The organism is Nocardia neocaledoniensis, from assembly GCF_029868625.1.
Lineage (GTDB): Bacteria > Actinomycetota > Actinomycetes > Mycobacteriales > Mycobacteriaceae > Nocardia > Nocardia neocaledoniensis_A.
This window is the reverse complement of the sequence record NZ_JARWOJ010000007.1, coordinates 1-1,305: the sequence shown is the minus strand read 5'-3', so window position 1 is coordinate 1,305 and position 1,305 is coordinate 1. Positions and strand designations below refer to the sequence as shown.

1 protein-coding gene is annotated in these 1,305 nt (G+C 67.2%); it reads right to left on the bottom strand.

From position 1 onward, the window contains the following. Window positions 1-1,305, bottom strand: a 1,305-nt coding sequence (locus QH270_RS00105; protein ID WP_280338309.1) for a (Fe-S)-binding protein, incomplete at both ends; no start/stop codon positions are given.

The following is a 1,305-nucleotide window of genomic DNA, read 5'->3' as shown; positions in this document are numbered from 1 at the left end:
GCCCTTCATGCCCAGGCCCTTGACCGGGGGAGCCGCAGTCTCGGCGGCGGGGGCTTCTGCGGCGGTCGCCTCAGCCGCGGGCGCCTTCGCACCCGGAGCCTTCGCGCCGCCCTTCATGCCCAGGCCACCACCGGGCGCCTTGGCGCCACCCTTCATGCCCAGACCCTTGGCCGGAGCAGCCTCAGCAGGAGCGGCTTCGGCGGCGGGAGCCTTCGCACCCGGTGCCTTGGCGGCGCCCTTCATGCCCAGGCCACCACCGGGTGCCTTGGCCGCGCCCTTCATGCCCAGGCCGCCACCGGTCGGTGCCGCCTTCGGCGCAGCCTCTTCGACCACCTCGGCCACGGCGGGTTCGGGCTCCGGCTCGGGTTCGGGTTCGGCCTTGGGTTCCTGGACGACGTGCAGGTTGGCCGAGAGCTCGGCGGCGTCGATGCGGGTGATCGAGTCCAGCATCAGCTGGGCGACGTCGACGACCTCGACACCTTCGCCCTGGCCCTGTTCCTGGCGGGCGGTGACACCGTCGGTGAGCATGACCCGGCAGAACGGGCAGCCGGTCGCGATCTTGGTCGGGTTGGTCGACAAGGCTTCGTCGACGCGGTCGACGTTGATGCGTTTGCCGAGTTGTTCTTCCATCCACATGCGCGCGCCACCGGCACCACAGCACATCGACCGCTCGCCGTGACGCGGCATCTCGACCAGGGTGGAGCCGGAGGCTTCCATCAGTTCACGCGGGGCGTTGTAGATCTTGTTGTGCCGACCCAGGTAGCAGGGGTCGTGGTAGGTGATGTTCTGCGACACCGACGCGACCGGGACCAGTTTCTTCTGCCGCACCAGCCGGTTGAGCAGCTGGGTGTGGTGCACGACCTCGTAGGTGCCACCGACCTGCGGGTACTCGTTGTTGAGGGCGTTGAAGCAGTGCGCGCAGGTGACCACGATCTTCTTACGCGACTGCTCCACACCTTCGAACACGGAGTTGATGACCTCGATGTTCTGCATCGCGAGCTGCTGGAACAAGAACTCGTTGCCCGCGCGGCGGGCCGAGTCACCGGTGCAGGTTTCCTCCGCGCCCAGGACCATGAACTTGGTGCCGGCGGTGGCCAGCAGTTCGGCCACGGCCTTGGTGGTCTTCTTGGCGCGGTCTTCGTAGGCGCCGGCGCAGCCGACCCAGAACAGGTATTCGTAGCCGTCGAAGCTGTCGGCGTCCTGGCCGAAGACGGGGATGTCGAAGTCGACTTCCTTGATCCAGTTCAGGCGGTCCTTGGAGTTCTGGCCCCAGGGGTTGCCCTTGTTCTCGAGGTTCTTGAACAG